General features: G+C 62.9%; 13 protein-coding genes. 3 read left to right on the top strand and 10 right to left on the bottom strand.

From position 1 onward, the window contains the following. Positions 1-977, top strand: a 977-nt coding sequence (locus BV106_RS04945) for a glycosyltransferase family 4 protein (RefSeq protein WP_038161398.1), incomplete at its 5' end; no start/stop codon positions are given. After that, complete coding sequence (locus BV106_RS04950; protein ID WP_038161400.1) at positions 974-1,900, top strand: polysaccharide pyruvyl transferase family protein; 927 nt, start codon at positions 974-976, stop codon at positions 1,898-1,900. The genes BV106_RS04945 and BV106_RS04950, both read left to right, overlap by 4 nt. A gap of 604 nt (positions 1,901-2,504) precedes the next feature. Here the strand turns inward: BV106_RS04950 and BV106_RS04955 are convergent. From BV106_RS04955 to BV106_RS35070, 4 genes are all read right to left on the bottom strand, one after another. Further along, on the bottom strand, positions 2,505-5,216 hold the full coding sequence (locus BV106_RS04955; RefSeq protein WP_265595351.1) for a hypothetical protein: 2,712 nt from the start codon (positions 5,214-5,216) through the stop codon (positions 2,505-2,507). A 689-nt stretch (positions 5,217-5,905) separates the two neighbouring features. Continuing rightward, positions 5,906-6,919, bottom strand: coding sequence for a ThuA domain-containing protein (locus BV106_RS04960; protein ID WP_038161403.1), 1,014 nt, complete (start codon positions 6,917-6,919; stop codon positions 5,906-5,908). Between the two features lie 161 nt (positions 6,920-7,080). Continuing rightward, complete coding sequence (locus BV106_RS04965) at positions 7,081-8,382, bottom strand: DUF1501 domain-containing protein (RefSeq protein WP_038161405.1); 1,302 nt, start codon at positions 8,380-8,382, stop codon at positions 7,081-7,083. Between the two features lie 64 nt (positions 8,383-8,446). After that, positions 8,447-10,768, bottom strand: coding sequence for a DUF1549 domain-containing protein (locus BV106_RS35070; protein ID WP_051945110.1), 2,322 nt, complete (start codon positions 10,766-10,768; stop codon positions 8,447-8,449). Positions 10,769-11,166: 398 nt separating this feature from the next. Here BV106_RS35070 and BV106_RS04975 point away from each other — a divergent pair, with 398 nt between their 5' ends. Continuing rightward, positions 11,167-11,919 carry an exodeoxyribonuclease III gene (locus tag BV106_RS04975; RefSeq protein WP_038161407.1) on the top strand — a complete coding sequence of 251 codons (753 nt, stop codon included), beginning with the start codon at positions 11,167-11,169 and terminating at the stop codon, positions 11,917-11,919. A gap of 827 nt (positions 11,920-12,746) precedes the next feature. Here BV106_RS04975 and BV106_RS04980 read toward each other — a convergent pair. The 6 genes from BV106_RS04980 to BV106_RS35075 form a co-directional block, all read right to left on the bottom strand. Further along, positions 12,747-14,084, bottom strand: coding sequence for a Gfo/Idh/MocA family oxidoreductase (locus BV106_RS04980; RefSeq protein ID WP_038161409.1), 1,338 nt, complete (start codon positions 14,082-14,084; stop codon positions 12,747-12,749). A 172-nt stretch (positions 14,085-14,256) separates the two neighbouring features. After that, the gene (locus BV106_RS04985; protein ID WP_038161411.1) at positions 14,257-14,988 is read right to left on the bottom strand and encodes a DUF4013 domain-containing protein; all 732 of its coding nucleotides are present in this window, start codon (positions 14,986-14,988) and stop codon (positions 14,257-14,259) included. Positions 14,989-15,056: 68 nt separating this feature from the next. Next, positions 15,057-15,572, bottom strand: coding sequence for a hypothetical protein (locus tag BV106_RS04990; RefSeq protein ID WP_038161414.1), 516 nt, complete (start codon positions 15,570-15,572; stop codon positions 15,057-15,059). A gap of 90 nt (positions 15,573-15,662) precedes the next feature. Then, complete coding sequence (locus BV106_RS04995) at positions 15,663-16,130, bottom strand: DoxX-like family protein (protein WP_038161417.1); 468 nt, start codon at positions 16,128-16,130, stop codon at positions 15,663-15,665. 51 nt (positions 16,131-16,181) lie between these two features. Continuing rightward, a complete protein-coding gene (locus BV106_RS05000; protein WP_038161420.1) occupies positions 16,182-16,991 on the bottom strand; it encodes a DUF2071 domain-containing protein in 810 nt (269 codons plus the stop codon). Further along, positions 16,988-17,437 carry a hypothetical protein gene (locus BV106_RS35075; RefSeq protein ID WP_051945113.1) on the bottom strand — a complete coding sequence of 150 codons (450 nt, stop codon included), beginning with the start codon at positions 17,435-17,437 and terminating at the stop codon, positions 16,988-16,990. The genes BV106_RS05000 and BV106_RS35075 overlap by 4 nt, the downstream gene beginning before the upstream one ends. Positions 17,438-17,599 lie beyond the last annotated feature (162 nt).

The raw sequence follows: 17,599 nt of genomic DNA on the forward strand, positions 1-17,599 counted from the left end.
GGCACAAGCCCGACACCGTCATCATCAACAACGACTGGTGGAACGTCGCCGCCTTCCTCCGCGAGGCTCCCGTCGGCGTGCCCGTCATCGCCTACATGCCTGTTGACGGCGCGAACCTCAACCCCGCCGTCGTCCCGCAGCTCAACCAGCTCGCCGCCGCCGTGTGGTACACCAGCTTCGGCCACCGCGAGGCCGTGAACGCCGGATTCCGCGGCCCCCGGCACATCATCCCCCACGGCCTGGACACCCGCCAGTTCCGCCCCGTGGACCGCAGCCTCGCGCGCCGCCTCCTTGAGCTCCCCGTGCCGGAGAACGCCTTCATCGTGGGCAACGTGAACCGCAACCAGCCCCGCAAGCGGCTGGACCTGACCCTCCAGTACTTCGCCCACTGGGTGCAGCAGCACCAGGTGACGGATGCCTACCTGCTCATGCACTGCGCCAAGCAGGACGTCGGCTGGGACCTCGACAGCGTCGCCCGCTACCACGGCATCGGCAACCGCCTCCTCTTCACCGGCGGCGGCCACATCCGGGACAGTGTTGACTCCTCGATGCTGCCGCTCATCTACAGCGCCATGGACGTCCAGGTCTCCACCACCCTCGGCGAGGGCTGGGGCCTCACCACCATGGAGGGCCTGGCCTGCGGCGTGCCCCAGATCGTGCCCGACTGGGCCGCCCTGGGCGAGTGGGCCACCCCCGCCCTCAAGGTGCCCTGCCCCATCACCCTCGTGCACCCCGAGATCAACACCGTGGGCGCCGTGGCCGACAAGGACACCTTCGTCAGCGCCCTCCAGAGCCTCTACGCCGACCCCGGACGCCGCCGCCAGATCGCCCGGCAGAGCGTGCGTTTTGCGCGCCAGAACCGGTTCCACTGGGACGTCATCGCGCACCAGATGGAAAACGTGCTGGAGCAAGTCATTCAGTCCGGAGCGAGGAAATCACCCACGGCCTCCCGGCGTCGCGCCCTGGCGCTCGCATGAAGATCGCTTTTGTAGGAGCCGCCGGGTACGGCAATGTCGGGGACGACACCTACCCCCTCGTGTTTCAGGAGCAGTTCCGCGATGCGGAACTGCTCTTCTTCAACTCCGACCTTCCCGCGGAGATCCCCTCCGACCTGGACCTCATCGTCCTGGGCGGGGGCGGCATCATCTACAACTCCGCCACCCCCGACGAGTCGCCCTCCCCGCACTTCCGCTGCATGCAGTTCTACATGGACCATGCCATCGCCAGCGGCACCCCCTGGGGCTTCCTTTCCTGCGGACTCCAGCTCCGCGCCCACCGGGACGAGCACTTCCGTGCCGACCTCGCCCCCTGGACCCCCTATCTGCAGCAGGCGGACTTCATCACCGTCCGCTCCCCGGAATGCGTCCAGAAGATCAAGGAAATTACCGGGCGGCAGGACGGCGTCTCCTTCTTTCCGGATGCCGCCTACCTCTTGCGGCCTCCCGCTGCCGTCAGCATGCCCGCGGGCGACCGGCCCATGCTCACCCTTGTCCCCTCCGGGCTCATCAACCCCCACAACCTGCACACCCAGCACATGGTGCGCCTGGCCCGGTCCATGAACTACGAGATCGTCTGGATGAACATGGGTGCGCCGGTGGATGACGCCAGGCATCTGGACGATGCTTTGCTCTTCGAGCCCACCGTGCGGCTGCTCTGGAACCCCGATCCCGTCACCGCCTACACCCAGATCGGCGCCTCCCGCCTCGTCTTCTCCGGCCGCTATCACGGCATGGTCTTCGCCCGCGTCCAGGGCATCCCCTTTTACGTGCCCGAAGACGCCCCCTACAAGATCCGCAAAGAAGACCTCCAGGCCGATCCCGCAGGAGCCTGGGGGCATGTGGAAACGTTGCAGGCAGCGATGGCGAGGGTTGCGAGGTTGGGTTCGGGTGCGGGGAAGTGAGGAGGGTAGTCCCCTGCTCCCGCGCCAAGGTTCTATCCCATCACCAGCGCCGCCAAAGCGGTGTCAAGCCACCGGCACTCCAAGACGCTTCGCGACGATGCACGCGCTGGAGCAAAGAACGACCATCAACTCCCGGAGACCTCATCGCGTTGGCTCCCACAACCCGCGCGCCAGCGTCTTGGAGTGCGTGCGGCTCGACGCCGCTTTCGCCTGCCGACCAATCCTCCTCCCCACCCAACACCTCCCCCAGCCGGTAAAGGAGGCGGGATCTCCGGTCCCGCTCAGTCGCACGGCCCCTGTCCCCACACCCGCTACAGACAGTCATCCACCTCATCTCCCTGCACCGCGCATCCCCTCCGCTCCCACGCGGGGCTGGGAACCCCCGCCTCCTGTAAGCTTCCCGCCCTGCTCCCGCCCTCAAGGTTCTATCCCATCACGCCACCTCACCCCGCCTCTCCGCACCTCTCCGCCATGCCGAAGGCATCCCAGAAGGTAGCCAGGGGCCGGGCGAGCTTGACGAGCCCTGCCCCTGGAAAGCCCCCCCAATCCCCCGCATCCTGAAGGGATGCCAGAGACGTGATTTCCTCAACCCATCGCAGCCCCCCTACGGCCCCACCTCACTCACCACCACCACCGTATCCTCATTCAACCGCGTCACGCTGGCCTCACCCGCCTTAAGGTGTCGCCCATAAATAGAGGCCATCTGGAAAACAGGCCTCTCCACGGAAACGGTCGTGCGTCGCTTGTCTGGCGACGGCACATAGGGAAACTCATACCGCACATCCGTGAACGTGTCCATCACCACTTGAGGTGGCGCGTTGTCCCGCGTCAGATCCCAGTTCCGCTCGGAGAGCTTCAGCTCCAAGCCCACCACGTGATCTTCAAAATAGATCTGCTCACTGAACGGCGTTCCCTGAGGCATCACGGCGGGAGCCAGCAGCGAGGCCTTCTTTTCGCGATCCCCGGACTGGCCGCGCGGATCCATGAAATAATACTCGGTCCCGCTGCTGATGCTGAAACCATAGCCGGGACCTGCGGTGCCCGGGCGAAAGACGCTGAGGACATCCAACACGGGCCGGGCACCGGCTTTCACCTCGCCCAACAACCGTTGCGCCAGCTCCTGACTCTCGGTCGACGGCGGCACAGTTTCACTTGCGGGTAGTTTCAGGACAAGGAGCTGGAAGCGGGTGCTCCGCCGGGGGACAATCTCGTTCCCCGCTTCGCTGGGCGGCACCGGCGGCGGCGGATTTTCTTCGACGGACATTCTCAACACGCACCAGCGCAAACCGGTGAGCGGGCCACCAGGGGAGCTGGCCTCACGCACCGGCTCCACCGCCACCACCTGAGGCTGATTCAGCGGCAGCCGCAACTGGGCAGCCAGATTGCTGACGCGAAACTGCGGCCGTCGCAGCCCGGAGTTGGCGGCGTTGGTTCCTGCAACCCCCGGCTGCCACACTCCCCAGTGCCGCCAAACTGGCTCGCCGGTGGATTGCAACGTCATCGCGACTTCGACCCCATCCGCATTGAACTTTTGCACTGCCAGTTCAACCTCCTCCCCCGTGAAACGCTGACCCAACATGCGCATGTTGAAGTAGATGCCACCCGCATGCGAGGCCGTGTTGACATAGCTGCCACCGTAGAAGTTCACCGGCTCCCCAATCTTGCTCGAAGAGTTTTTCGCCAACCGCAACGACTGCGTGGATAGCGTGGACAACCTTGCCTGCCCGGATTCCACCGCCTTGAACAACTCCGCTGCCAACGGAGTCGCCTGCTCAGGACCTGCCACGAGGAGTTTATCGGTCCAGGTCAGTGGTGTCTCGATACGCCACAGGGTGGCCTGGAAGGCCGGACCCGGCGGTGGCGACACGCCTTCTGCGAAAGCAGGGACGGCCTGGCCTTGCGTGGGCCTCTCCTTCAGCTCCTGAAAACTGCGGCCGAGATACTGGGTGAAGGCGGCATGAACCCGGTCTCCACGAAGGGCCGCGGCGGTGAGCACGCTCTTGCCCGGCACCCAGGTCAGCTCGGTGTTCAGACTCAGCCCCTGCAAGCCGTAGAGCCCCTTGTCTGCGAGTTCCAGGTTGTCCGGCTCCTCCTCGCGTCCTTCCATCGCATGCTTCCACCGCTGCCAGCGAAGCGGCCCGCCGGGTGCTTCCAGTTTCAACTCGGCACCCATCCGCAGGTTGGGGTCATTGGGCGGCCCGGCCGGGAAAAGCATGCTCGCCTCCAGCCGGTGGTGCACGATGTAGGGGCTGTCCTCACTGACCAGCGGGCGGAAGATACGGGAGTTGCCCGAAGGCTCAAACCCGGCGGGGTCATTCCAGCGGAGCTCACCCGCCACCCAGTTGGGACCGCCTCCGGTGGAGGTCGCCAGGGAAGCCACGTGCAACAATCGCGGGGAAGCCGGATCCTCCGGGCGAAGAAAGGCCGTGGCAAGCCATTCGCGCAGCTTCGGTTCATCATTCTCATTCGATGTCCGGTTCAGGAGCCAATCCTGAAATTGGGTCTTGGGCAGATCCAGGGTCCAGCTCCGCAGGACACCTGCCGAATTCAGACGCTCCGGCGTGAACGTGGGTGCCCTCTTGGACTCAGGGTTGGGCATATAGGTGATCTTCCCGAACAACGCCAGCACATGACTGGCCGTGTTGTTGGGGTCGCCACCGTCCGAAGGCTCCACCTGCGCAGCCACCAGGAAGGGCGACTCAAGAGGCACCACCGTTTGGGCATAAACAGACCAGGGCCGGAAGATCGCTCGTGGGGTGTCGAAGAGGGCATGCTTCCACACAGCCGCCGGGCGCAAAGTGGGCTCGTCCACATGGAGGAAGGTGAGGTCCAGGTGCGCGGCTCCGCGGTCGGGTGCCACGTGGATGGCGCCGTTCATCTGCGTGCCCACCCGCTCTTCTGAAAGATTCTGCACCAGATTGCCCCAAAGCTGGGGGCTCAACTGGGTGGATCCTTCCCGCTGAATGTCGTCCCAAAGTTGGGATGACTCCCCCTGTTGGACAAACCGATAGGGCTTGGTATAGCCCTCCCGGAATTCCTGACCGGGCCCAGTTTCGGCATCTTCGGTCGTCACCAGCGTCAGCTTCTTGTCCGCCCTGGCTTTCTCCAGCCAGCGATGCCAGGACTGCGAGTCCCCGTCTTCCTGCTGCGCCATGGCCTCTGCAAAGACCTGCGTGGGTATTCGCAACAGTCCCAGCGACAACCGGATTCTCCCTGGATCAAGTTTGTGGTTTTCGTCAGAGAGCAGGAACTTCAGCGGATCGGGACCCGGTGCCAGTTTCCGAACCGTTTGAGCCAAGACCGACGTCGCAGCCATGCCGCACCAGGCTGCGACGACCAAAATCGATAAGAGAACGAACTTGCTCCGGCCCGGAGGGAAGACTGCGTGACTTTGGGGGTCCATGCCCAGAGAGCGTAGGGATTTGTTCGATGCGCGTCAAGAAAAGGCGGGAAGGCGGAGATAAGGCGGAAAAGACGCTTCGCGACGACGCATACGCTGGGGCACAGAACACCCATCGACTCCCGGCCACCTCATCGCGTTGGCTCCCACAACCTCACGCCAGTGTCTTGGAGTGCTGCGGCTCGACGCCGCTTTCGCCTGCCGACAAAACCTCCTCCCCACCCAACACCCCCACCAGCCGGTAAAGGAGGCGGGATCTCCGGTCCCGCTCAGTCAAACGTCTCCTGACCCCGCACCCGCCATAGACGGCCACCCACCTCATCTCCCTGCACCACCCCCCCCTCCGCTCACCAGCGGGGCTGGGAACCCCCACCTCCCTTAAGCTTACCGCCCTCGCCCTGCTCCCACCCTCAAGGTTCTATCCCATCACCAACGCCGCCCAAGAGCCGGGACGGCTCTTCCACATTCCAAACCCCAACACTCCCCTACTCCATCACTCCATCACTCCATCACTCCATCACTCCACCACTCCACAAAAAAGAGCGCACCCTTCCAGGTGCGCCCTCACAGTAAGTTCTATCAAACGACTCGCCTGCTCCCTCCGCTTACTTCGCGTCCGGATTCGGCTCTGCGCTGCCATCGGCCAGGCCGAGGGCCCACTTGATGCCGCCGAGGATGTGGGCCTGGTACTGGTTGGCCAGTTCCACGGAGTTCACACGACCCTTCATCTCCGGGTCATTGCTCCAGAGGTCTTCGCGGTGGCCGAGGGAGGTGTAGAACACGTAGCCCTTGCCAGCCTTGCGCGCCCAGGCCACGGGGAAGAAGCCGGTCTCCTCCGTCTTGTTCGGGTGGTGGCGCATGTGCCAGAGGGAGCGGATCTTGCTGCGGTCCTGGCTCTTGATGAGGTACATCTCTTCCTGCTTCAGGTTCCAGGTCTCACCGATGCCGGCGTTGGCCGGGTGCTTGGTGTCGGCGGCCACGAGGTCGGCGGGGACCTGGGCACCGTGACCGGCGAACTCACCCTGGAGCATGCCGATGTAGCCGGTGAACTTGTGGAAGGTGTCGCTGGCAGAGTGCATGCCGATGAAGGCGTGGCCTTCTTCGATCCACTTGATGAAGCCCTCGGGGTCAGGCAGCGGGAGGTCGCCGGTGGTGTTGGCAAAGATCACGCCATCGATGCCCTTGGCCTTGAGGTTCTCCGGGCTCAGCTTGGCCAGGTTGGCCTTGACCTGGGTGTCAAACTCCGTCTGCGCAGCCTTGGCCTGGGCCTCGACTTCCGGGGTCCACTTGGCCATGGCGGCCTCATAGCCTTTGATTTCCTTGTCGTACTTCTCCTTGGCCTTCGCGTCGGCGTCCGAAGCGAGATCCTTGGGCTTGTTCGGCTTCTTCGGCACCTGGACTTCCGGCTGCTTGCAGGTGTCCACGATCGTGTAGGCCTTGGAGCTCTCCGCGAGCTGGGCCAGGGTCTTTTCCGCGAAGGGGATGGAGCTGTGGCGGAAGCCCGTGGTGGTGGTCACCAGGATGACTTTCTTGGGTTCAGCAGCGTGGCTGGCGACCGGCAGAAGCCCGGCGGCAGCGGCCAGGATGGCCAGAGTCCAGGAGAAGGTGCGACGTTTCATGAAGGGGTGCGTAGTGGGTGTGAGTTCAGGTAAATCCAGAGGTGAATGAGGGCGGAGTTTAACGTCCGAGCCAGCCCCTTTGCATCACAGAAACCAAAAAACCACGGCCACCCAACAGGATGGTCCGTGGTTTTTTGAACAGACTCGAAACCGGGCGGGCCTCAGCCAAAGATGCCCGTGAGCGGCTGCCCCTTGTCCGCCACCGTGAAGGGGCGCTTGCTGGGGGAGTAGATCACCTGGTCCAGCGGCAGACCCAGCGCGTAGCCAATGGTCGCGTTGATGTCGGGGATCTCGATCTTGTTCTCCGCCACCTCGCGGCCTTCCGCGTCGGACTTGCCGTAGGTCATGCCGCCCTGGATGCCGCCGCCGGCCATGATGCCGGAGAAGACCTTCGGGTAGTGGTCGCGACCCACGTTCTGGTTGATCGTCGGCGTGCGGCCGAACTCGGACATGAGCACCACCAGCGTCTCCTTCAGGAGGCCGCGGGCATTCAGGTCAGCGAGCAGGGAGGAGAGGCCCTTGTCGAGTGTCTCACAAAGCTCCGGCACCCGCACGAAGTTGCCCGTGTGGGTATCCCAGCCGCCCAGTGACACTTCCACAAAACGCACCCCGCGCTCCACCAGACGGCGGGCGAGCAGACAGCCCTGGCCAAAGGCCTCGCTGCCATAAGCCTTGCGCAGATCCTCAGGCTCTTCCGTGAGGTCGAAGGCCTTGAGGTCCTCGCTCTTCATCATGGAGATGGCGTTGTCGTACATGTCCGAGTACGCCTTCACGTTCCGGTGCGGGAAGGTGCTGCGGAACTCCTTGTCCAGATCATCCGCCAGGGACATGCGGGAGGCAAAGCGCTCCTCCGTGAGGTTGCGCTGGACCTTGACGTTCTTCAGCCCCGCTTCTGGATTGCCCACGAAGAGCGGGTTGTTGCCCGCGGGGAAGAAGCCAGCGCCGGGGTGGCGGCTGTCGTTGCCCACGTACACATAGTTCGGCAGGGTGCTGTTGCCACCGCCCTGGAAGACATTCAGCCACGCGCCCATGCCGGGGTGGCGGATGGTGCCACGCAGCGTGTAGCTGGTGTGCATGAAGTAGTTGCCCTGCTCATGCGCCCCCTGCGTGGAGGTGATGGAGTTCAGCACGGCCACATGGTGCATCTGCTGCGCCGTGAGCGGCAGGTACTCGGAAATACGCACGCCATCCGCGCTGGTCTTGATCGGCTTGGTGGGACCGGCCGTCTCCACGCCCTCCTTCGGATCCCACGTGTCCAGATGGCTCTGCCCGCCGGACATGTAGAGGTAGATCACGTTCTTCGCCGTGGCCACCTGCTTGAGCTTGGAGGAGCCCTCAAAGGCGGCGTGCGCCTTGGGGGTGAACACCTCGGGCAGCAGACCCACCCCGAGGAGGGTGCTCGCCGTGCGGGCAACAAACTGGCGACGATTGAGCTCGTCGGAGCGGAGCAGTCGGTTATTCATGGTTAGCGGGTGGGCTGGATTGGACTGACTGGCGGGTGAGGAAATGAACTGAAGGGAAACTTGCTTACTGGATGAAGATGAACTGCTGGGTGTTGATCAGCGCGTAGATGAGGTCTTCCATCGTGTTAAGACCTTTATCCTGGGCCTTGTTCCAGACCTCCTTCTCCTGCGGCGTGGGCTTGCGGGAGAGCAGTGTCATATAAGCGGCATCCACCTTGTCATCGGGATACGGCGCCTTGTTGATGGTCAGCATCAACTGGGAGTACTGGTCCATGATCTGCGGCAGGAGCGGGCTGTTCATCATCGCCAGCGCCTGGGGCACAGAGGCATCGTAGTTGGCGTTTTCGATCGTCTCGCGGTCGCTCTGACCAAACTCACGCAGGTAGTGCCCACGCGGTGCGGGAGAGTCGATCTCCGCCGAGCGCAACCACTGGCGCATCTGGCCCGCGCGGGACTTCGCGTAGTCGCGCACCTTCTTCTCGGGAATGCCATAGTACGCAGCTTCGTCCAGCAACACCTTCTGCTGGGCCTCGCGTTCCTCGCGGATTTGCTCATCCGTCTTGGGCGCCTTGTCATAGCCGGGGATCAGCACCTTGGTGTCGATGCCCATGCTGGCTTCCATCGGATTCATTGCCATCATGCTCGCCCCATCTGCCATCGCCGGTCCGGCGGGAGCAGCGGCACCGTCCACGGCGGCCAGCGTCGCGGAGGCCTCGGGGGTCGCCGTCTTGCCGCTCGCGTTGGCAGCCAGCTTGCGCATGGCCGGCACCACGATGTTCGTGTTCACCGACTGACGGGCAGCCCGTTGCAGATCGTTGGACTCACGCCCCAGGGCTTTGACTTTCTCTTTGTCGCCATCTTCCCGAGCCTGGGCGATCTGCTTCTGCAGCTCCGTGAGCTTGGTGGATTGTTCCTTGAACTTCAGGCCCGCCACTTCGGCCCCCTTCAGCATCTCCTCAGGGGTCAGGGTGTCCAGCGAGTCGCTGTACTTCTTGGCCGCGGCGATGCGCTGCTCCGCCTGCTCACGCACCGGCAGGTTGGGCATGTCCGGCGTGGGGTTGATGAGCGCTACGAAGGAATCCCACATCTGCTCGGCCGACATGCGGCGCAGGACGGGACCGGTGAAGTGATAGGGCATGCCAACGGGGATCTCCTCACGTGTCACCGCGCTCTGGTAGGCGCGGGTGTTGTAGAGTGTCCGCAGATACGCCTTCATGTCATAGTCCAGGCTGACCATCAGGCCTTCCAGGTGCTTCATCAGTTCCGGGTTCATGGCCACGGTGTTGTCCATGAGTTCATCCACAGGTTCGATGAGCCCCATGCCGAAGGCCTTCTTCCACAAGCGGTTTGCCACCACATTGGTGAAGCGCGGGTTGTCCCGGGAGGTCATCCAGGCGGCATACGCCTCCAGCTGGCTCTGGCCTTCCTTCTTCTCCACCACCTTGCCCATCATCGCGGCAGGCGCCACGGCGGACTTGGGTTTGGCATCGGTGTACTGATAGTCATGCGGCAGACGCAGCTCGCGACGATCATTGAAGCTGGCGTCCGTGTAGCGCACGGGGTCGCGCAGGCGGGTCAGCGCCTCATTCACATAGCGGGACTCTTTGCGATACTCTTCACGGGCCTTGTTGGCGACGTCCTTGCCGTGCGCCTTCTCCATCTCGCGGATCGACTTTTCACGATCGCGCAGCAGGTCACGCACCCCAGTAAGGGCCCCGCCGTTGTAGTCGTTGGTCTCCACCCCGTAGGTGAAGGCGGCCATTTCATAGAACTGCTTCTGGGACCACTTGTCGAAGGGGTGGTTGTGGCACTGGGCGCACTCCACACGTGTGCCCAGGAAGATGCGCACCGTGTTGGCCATGTTGTCCAGCGGCATGCCGCGGTCCCTCATGTAGTAGCCAATGGCCCCGTTCTCCCAGGAGCGGCCTTGCGAAGCCACCATCTCCCGCACGAACTGGTCGTACGGCTTGTTCGTCCGCAGGCTGTCCTTGATGAAGCTCGTGTACGCCGTGCCGGTGATCGCCCCCGCCTGGCCGTTGCTCTGCGCCCGCAGCACATCCGCCCAGAAGTTGAAATAGTTCTGCACGTACCCTTCCCCCGCGAGCAGTCGGTCGATCAGCTTCTGCCGCTTCGCCGGATCCTTGGAGTTCATGTACTCCTCGGTCTCACGGTAGGTCGGGATGCGGCCCGCGATGTCCAGATGGATGCGGCGCACGAACATCTCATCCGAGACCGGCTCGTTGGCCTTGAGCTTGTTCTTCTGCCAGTCGGCGGCCAAAATGGCGTCGATCTCCTTGGCCGCCTTGAGGGGGTCCGGCTTGGCAGCAGGCAGCGTTCCTGCCACGGCAAAGGCAAGAAAAGCGAGGCATGGCGTGAGCGTCTTCATCTAGGCCTAAAAACGATACGTGTTTTTCTTTCTATCAGTAAGAACAATACGGTGTATGGACATCGGACGCAGGTGAATGGATCAATTTACCCTGTGATTCAATCGGCAAAAACGGTTCCAGGCCTGATGGCGGGCGGCTTGCAGCCCACCTGAGCAGACGGCTGGCAAAGGCCGGAATGAGCGCGGCAGGCCAAAATCAGCCGCACATCCAGTCCATGCGGCTGAGCAAGATCCACCATGGCCGCAGAAGCGTATTTCCCACGCGATGCCGGTGACACAAGCACCCAGGCAGAAGGGGTTGCGAGCCCCGCCTGCCTTGCCATGATAACCGCTTCCCGGTCTTCACCGACCGGCAAACCTCCTCAAACTCCCCCCTCACTCTCCTCTTCTTCCCTCCGATGAAACTCGTTTCCTGGAACGTCAACGGCATCCGCGCCTGCATGGACAAAGGCCTGCGCGAATACCTCACCGCCTGCGATGCCGACGTGATCTGTCTGCAAGAGGTGAAGGCCATGGAGGACCAGGCCGGGCTGGAATGGTTCAAGGATTATCAGGTCGTCTGGAACGCCGCCCAGAAGAAGGGCTACTCCGGCACCGCCATCCTCACCCGCCTGCCCATCAAGTCTCACGCCATCGGCATGGGCATTGACGAGCACGACAAAGAAGGCCGCGTCATCACCGTGGAGTTCCCCGACTACTACGTGGTGAACGTGTACACACCCAATGCCCAGGCCGAGCTGGCCCGCCTGCCGTACCGCATGCTCTGGGACGACGCCTTCCGCCTCTATCTCAAGCACCTGGAGCAGACCAAGCCCGTGCTCGCCTGCGGCGACCTGAACGTCGCGCACAATGAGATCGACATCGCCCGGCCCAAGGAAAACCGCTTCAGCCCCGGCTTCAGCGACCAGGAGCGCGCCAGCTTCGGCAAGCTGCTCGAATCCGGCTTTGTGGACACCTTCCGCCACTTCGACAACCGCCCGAACCAGTACTCCTGGTGGAGCTACCGCGCCAACGCCCGCGCCAACAACGTGGGCTGGCGCATCGACTACTGGCTCGCTTCCCTGGGCCTCAAAGACGGCCTGAAGAGCTCCATCATCCGCCCAGACATCCACGGGTCAGATCATTGCCCGGTGGAGCTGGTGATTGGGTGAGAGAGGGAGAGAGACGATGGAGTGAGGGAGAATTGGAGTATTGAGCGGGGCATCGGCATGGCTACATCCGCGCCTACTCCCCCTCTGCCCCCTTGCAACACCAGTGTAGTTGTCGCCGTAAGGAGAACGGACCAACTGCACGCGTTTTGGGGTGGCCGCCAAGGAGCCAACTCCTGGTCAGTCGGCAGTTAATCCCTGAAAGGGATTTGTAGCACAGCCCAGTGGTTGGACGAGCCTCAAGCGAGTCAACCCTGGGTACCTCCGCGGAGGATGATCAGGTGGGAAAGCCGACAGCATCCGCTTTCTCCCCACCGCCATCAACACCTCCACGTCAGTCCCCCCAGGGTCCTTGGCTGGCACCAGCTGAAGTGTCTGCTGCATCACTTCCGCGAACCATCTCCAATCGCCCCTCGACCCCGCCTCCGCTCCCGTCCACAGGGTTCAAGCCCATCACAAGGGCCGCCAAAGCGGCGGTTCCCGCGCGCACTCCAAAGATGCTACGCATCCAGGTGGAGATTGCGCATCGATCCAAGACCACCCCCCCGACCTCCGATGTCGCAAGCCTGACGGCATTCGGACGCCCTTACGCGGCCAACACCTGGCGACGAAGTCGCTGTGGAGTGCGTGCGTGAAGCGCCGCTTTCGCCTGCGAGATGCACCTCCAACCTCCCTGCCCCCTCGCCAGCCACTTCGCCTCTCCCGCCACCGCCCCCCCAACAAAAAACCGCCGGCACCTCATCGGCACCGGCGGTTCGAGTCATTCACATCTCAGACTCTCAACTTCTAACCCATAACATCTAACTCTTAACTCCTACCTACCTCCCCCCTCACACCTTCCACTCACCGCGGTAATCCCGCGTCAACCACTTCGGATCGCCACCGCTGACGATCTGGTTCTTGATGGGGTCCCACTTCAGGTTTGCGCCGTAGTAGTAGCCGATGTTCAGCAGGTGGCAGGCGATGGCGCTGCTGGCGCCGATGCCCACGTCGCACACGGGCTTCTGGCGGGACTTGATGCAGGCCAGGAAGTCCTGGATCTGGTCCTTGCTGTTGTAGAGCTTCACCTTGGCGTTGGCCAGGAACTCCCGCTCCATCAGCGTGTACTCACGCTGCAGGGAGGTGCCTTTGTCCAGATCCTTGTCCCAGAACTTCGCCTTGGTCTTGCCACCGAGCACGAGCTCAAACTTGCCGCGGTTCACGTGCACTTCCCCTTCGCTGCCGAAGAAGCTGCAGCCTTTGCCGGTCACGTGGTTCAGGATCACGCCGTTCGCATACACCAGCTGGCCACCCTTCTGGGCGGTCTGCCAGTCTGCGGGCGGGCGGACTTCCACCGGGCCGTTCTCATCCATGCCGAGGCCCCACTGGGCGATATCGATGTGGTGCGCGCCCCAATCGGTCACCATGCCGCCGCCGTACTCACGGGAGTAGCGCCAGCCCATCGGGAAATTCTTGGAAACACCGCGAGGGCTGAGCTCGGAGTTGTACGGACGCACGGGGGCCGGCCCAAGCCAGCGATCCCAGTCGAGACCGGGCTCCAGGGGCTCCTCAGGCAGGGCACAGGGCTTGGCCGGGCCGCCGAAGGAGGTGTCCACCGTCTTGATCTCACCGATCACGCCGTTGCGCACCAGTTCACAGGCGATGCGGAACTCCGCGCTGCTGCGTTGCATCGAGCCGGTCTGGAGGATGCGATTGTTCTTCCGCACCGTGTCCACCAGCGTGACGGCCTCGTGGATGTTGTGGGTCAGCGGCTTCTCGCAGTACACGTCCTTGCCGTTGGTCACGGCGGAGAGGCTGATGATCGCATGCCAATGGTCGGGCGTGGCGATGCAGACCGCGTTGATGTCCTTGTTCGTGGTGATCTCGCGGAAGTCGTTCACTGCCTTGCAGCTGGTGTTGCCATAGGCCTTGTCCACCTTGGCCTTGGCGTCCTCACGACGGGTGGTGTCCACATCGCAAACGGCGACCACCTGGACGTTCGGATACTGAAGGAAGCGGCTCAGGAGGCCCCCCATCTGCTTGCCCATGCCGATGAAACCCATGACGATGCGCTCATTGGGAGCGGCGTCCTGGGCCCAGGTGCGGCCGGGGATGAAGAACGGGGCGGCTACGCCGGCGGTCGCAGTCTGCAGGAAGCGACGACGGCTGGAGGAGGAAGATGAGGACATGGAGACGGTGTGGATGAGATGAGTTGGTGAGGGGACAACCCTACGCAGGTCGGGGGGCATTCTTGCATCCACACGCTGCCATTTCCCGCCCTCTCTGGCCTGGAAAGCAAGCGGGGCAGGCTTTTCAGCCTGCCCCGCGGGAATCTGGAGGGATTGTGCTCCTTTTCTGGGCTTACACCACGGCCAGCTTCGGGCTCACCGGCACGGGCTCACCCCCGCGGCTCAGGTACAGCTTGTAGATCTGCTTGCTCAGGTGCGTCCAGGCGAAGGCCGTCAACGCCTGGGCCAGGAACATCCCGACGCAGAAGGCAAAGAAGCCGATGAAGCTTAGCGCAGCGCCGACCACCGCCACGAACAGGGAGGCGATCAGAATCTCCTTCCACATCATGAGGGCGAACTTCTTGATGAAGTTGATGTCGAAGGCCTTCACAAAGTCCTGCACCAGCGAGGCGCGGATGCTCAGCGGCACGATGATGAGGGAGATCACCGCAAAGATGGCGGAGTAGATGACCAGGGAAAGCAGGCTGAGGATCAGGGCGAAGAACCCGCCGACCACTCCATTGGAATCCGAGAGCAATGCGGAGAGAATCATGACGGGAATGAAGAACACCAGCCACAAAACCAGGCCCACGCCGATGACAACCGCCCCCGTGGTGAGCACCGGCCACAGGCCCCGCTCGAGGTACTTGCCCAGTTGACCGAAGTCAAAGTCCGGGAAAGTGACGAAGTCCTCGTCGTTTTGACGCATGTAGAAGCCCGTCACCAGCCAGCCGACCAGCACGATGACGCCGACGATCCCGACTACCGGGATGCTGGCGACCAAGGTGCACAGACCGGCGAAGATCAGGTTGGTGACCCATTTGGGGCTCTTGAAGAAGTCAGTAATGGATTCAGCAAATTTCATGGCTCAATGGAGGACTTGAAGGCGGGGTGTTGACTGAGGAAGATCGGGTGAATGAAGAGACGGGCGGCTTACAGACCAGCCTCGTCCTTGGCGAGGGTGAGGTTGTCACTCAGGGCGCCGAGAGTGCGGTCAAAGCCGCGCTGCTTCACACGGAAGGCCTCTTCAGAGGGCGTTTCCTTGAGCCGCTCCAGATCGCGTTTGCAGTAGTCCAGCTGCAGCCTGAAGGAATCAATGCGCAGCTTGAAATAATCCCGCGTGGTGATGGCGGCACCGCTCTCCACCATCACGTCGATCTCCGCCTCCATCGTGGCAATGGCGGACTGCGCCTTCTTCAGGTACTCCTCCTTGCTCAGGCGCAAATTGTCCTTCGTCCGCTCCCAGAGCTCCTTGCCCTTGATCTCCGTCTTGTTGGCGGCCTTCGACACTTCGCCGATCACCTTGTCGAGCATGTTCTTGGCTTTGTCCGCCGTGGTCTTGTCCACGAGGGGTTTGTCTTTCTCCTTCTCCTGAGCGTGACCAGTGAGGGGCGCGCTCAAGGCAAGCGCAAGGAATGGAACAGCGACAAGGGCGGGAAACGATTTCATGACAGGTGCGTGTAGGTGACCGTGTGCAGTATCTACGCCGATTCTTGTGCATATTGGTCCCCTTTGCGACACGCAAAATGAAAAAAGCCTTCACCTTTTTGACACACTCTCGGGCGTCCGGGGCCACCACCACACCAGCGCGGCGCAGGTAAAGAGGCACGCATCTTTGACCAGACCGCCAAAGGGATCATGCAGAGCCTCCGGGTTGCTCGTGATGACCAGCACCATCAGCACCAGCACCGCCAGCGTGGAGATCAGGGCCGCCGCACGCTCCCAGATCCCACTCATGATGGCAAAGCCCGCCAAGATCATGGCCACCCCCAGCCAGTAGAGCGTCTGCTCCGGTGAGCCCCACCACCAGCCGCTGCGGCGCACCATTTCGAACTGCGTGGCTGAGGGATACAAGATCTTCGGCATGAGCCCTTCCCACACCCAGACCAGCCCGATGGAGATCCGGGCAAAGTTCTTGATCCACAGGAGTCGGTGAAAGTCCCCGGGATCGATGGGGACCATTTCCATTTCGGGGTCGGTTGCGACACTGGCTTTGTGCATGTTCATATAGTTGGAGAAACTTCAGGTTGTTTGTCTTGGAGATTATTTGCCTGCCTTTCAGATCCGACTCGGGCGGCTCATCCACACGGCGGGCGATCCTGGCGAATAGTGCGCCCCGCGAAGTTGCGCTTCCTTGAACCAGGGGCAGCTGTCACGCAGGAGGCTGTCATCCAGCACCTCCGGCACCACCTCCACCTGCGGCCACGGCGGGTGCCAGATGCGGAAGCGCCGCTTCCACCCCAGCCACTCCGTGAAGGCGCTGTAGCGTTCCATCAGGAACTCGGTGAGGCTTCCCGCCACACACGGCGCGAACGGCCCGCTCACCGGAGCCCGGTAGCGCAGACAGGTATCGCTGTGCGCATCCTCCACGCACCCGGCCAGCTCACCCTCCTCATGCCGGTGGTCGTAGCGTAGCCTCCCCAGTCGATAGGGCAATCCGAACACCGGTCGCCCCAGGCGTACCGCCAGACGGTTCGGCAGCCACTCGTGCAGGAAGTGAATCCCCTCCTCCACATCCGGCCCATCTCCCACATGGGATCTCACGTAGGTCCGCACATTGAGGAACTCGTGCGTGGCGATCGGCCGGAGCATCCACGAGGTCCACCGCCCGCCCCGCCTTGGGGCCATGTCCCGCATGGTGAAGGCCACCAGGCTCACATAGGCGCGCCCTTCATGCAGATCCAGCGGGAAGGGCACCCAGGGCTGGAGCGCGGTGGGATCCACCTCGTAGTGCAGCATCAGCACCCGTTCCCAGTCGGCCGTGAGTAGGGGCTCGCCCAACCCGCCCTGCAACAAACGTTCGCGCCCCGCCGCGCTGGGCAGCCAGCTTTTCAAAGGGGTCGCCACCGAAGGCACAGGTGTCTTCATAAGACCCTCCCGGTTTGTAGCGCCGCCATGCCATACACCGTGGTCCACGCGGCATAGCCAAAGAACAGCACCCAGTGAATGACGGTGCGGCTGGGGATGCCGCGCCAGTGGGCCGGGCTGTAGTGCGTCCACTGCAAGACACAGCGGATGCCCCAGAAGAGGCCCATGGCCCCGCACAACCAGCGGGACAGCTCCGTGGGGGCATGCGCCATCTCCGGCGCGAACCGCCACGTCAACACGCCCCAGATGATCAGCGTGATGCTGATGAACCAGGAGTGAATGGTGAACACATCCCGGACCAGCAGCGACATTCGGGAGATGTCCCCCTCCCACTTCATGATCCGCGGGAGGAAGAAGCTCAGCACGGCCAGCCCCAGCTGCAGGACGGCGACAAAACGGAGCAGGTCTTCGAGGTGGGTGAAAGCGGTCTGGATGAGCGTGTTCATGATGGGTAGGTGGGAAAGGGAGGTTCGGGGTCGGGTTCGAATGGATGCAGTTGCTGGAAACAACTCAGTCGCGGTCAAAGAGCTGCCGGAGGGCCTGGCGGAGATCGGTGTGATGAAACTCAAAGCCCTCCGCCGCCAGCCTCGCCGGAGTGCGCCCGGCCC

The sequence above is a fragment of the Verrucomicrobium sp. BvORR106 genome (assembly GCF_000739655.1).
Classification (GTDB): Bacteria; Verrucomicrobiota; Verrucomicrobiia; order Verrucomicrobiales; family Verrucomicrobiaceae; genus Verrucomicrobium.

Excerpts from the sequence above, each read along its gene's own strand:
- BV106_RS04950 (WP_038161400.1), top strand. The coding sequence starts at position 974 with ATGAAGATCGCTTTTGTAGGAGCCGCCGGGTACGGCAATGTCGGGGAC.
- BV106_RS04955 (WP_265595351.1), bottom strand. The coding sequence starts at position 5,216 with ATGGCTGCGACGTCGGTCTTGGCTCAAACGGTTCGGAAACTGGCACCG.
- BV106_RS04960 (WP_038161403.1), bottom strand. The coding sequence starts at position 6,919 with ATGAAACGTCGCACCTTCTCCTGGACTCTGGCCATCCTGGCCGCTGCC.
- BV106_RS04965 (WP_038161405.1), bottom strand. The coding sequence starts at position 8,382 with ATGAATAACCGACTGCTCCGCTCCGACGAGCTCAATCGTCGCCAGTTT.
- BV106_RS35070 (WP_051945110.1), bottom strand. The coding sequence starts at position 10,768 with ATGAAGACGCTCACGCCATGCCTCGCTTTTCTTGCCTTTGCCGTGGCA.
- BV106_RS04975 (WP_038161407.1), top strand. The coding sequence starts at position 11,167 with ATGAAACTCGTTTCCTGGAACGTCAACGGCATCCGCGCCTGCATGGAC.
- BV106_RS04980 (WP_038161409.1), bottom strand. The coding sequence starts at position 14,084 with ATGTCCTCATCTTCCTCCTCCAGCCGTCGTCGCTTCCTGCAGACTGCG.
- BV106_RS04985 (WP_038161411.1), bottom strand. The coding sequence starts at position 14,988 with ATGAAATTTGCTGAATCCATTACTGACTTCTTCAAGAGCCCCAAATGG.
- BV106_RS04990 (WP_038161414.1), bottom strand. The coding sequence starts at position 15,572 with ATGAAATCGTTTCCCGCCCTTGTCGCTGTTCCATTCCTTGCGCTTGCC.
- BV106_RS04995 (WP_038161417.1), bottom strand. The coding sequence starts at position 16,130 with ATGAACATGCACAAAGCCAGTGTCGCAACCGACCCCGAAATGGAAATG.
- BV106_RS05000 (WP_038161420.1), bottom strand. The coding sequence starts at position 16,991 with ATGAAGACACCTGTGCCTTCGGTGGCGACCCCTTTGAAAAGCTGGCTG.
- BV106_RS35075 (WP_051945113.1), bottom strand. The coding sequence starts at position 17,437 with ATGAACACGCTCATCCAGACCGCTTTCACCCACCTCGAAGACCTGCTC.